This is a genomic window from Bacillus cereus group sp. BfR-BA-01356 (genome assembly GCF_022663635.1).
Lineage (GTDB): Bacteria > Bacillota > Bacilli > Bacillales > Bacillaceae_G > Bacillus_A > Bacillus_A cereus.
Map to the genome: position 1 here is coordinate 1 of NZ_JAKUFX010000307.1, position 296 is coordinate 296.

Sequence of the window (296 nt, forward strand, 5' to 3'; positions counted from 1 at the left end):
CCTTCATCGACTCCTAGTGTCAAGGCATCCACCGTGCGCCCTTTCTAACTTAACCAAACTAAAAATTAAAAAATATGAGCTACACTGTTATCTAGTTTTCAAAGAACATACATTTATATATGAGAGATAGTTCTCTCAAAACTGAACAAAACGAAACACGGAAACTTTATTGATGAACAGCGTTCATCAATTCTCCATAGAAAGGAGGTGATCCAGCCGCACCTTCCGATACGGCTACCTTGTTACGACTTCACCCCAATCATCTGTCCCACCTTAGGCGGCTGGCTCCAAAAAGG

General features: G+C 41.9%; 1 rRNA gene. It reads right to left on the bottom strand.

Annotation, left to right across the window (positions count from 1 at the left end):
* Positions 1 to 200: 200 nt before the first annotated feature.
* A 16S ribosomal RNA gene (locus tag MR168_RS33180) occupies positions 201 to 296 on the bottom strand; the annotation flags it as partial.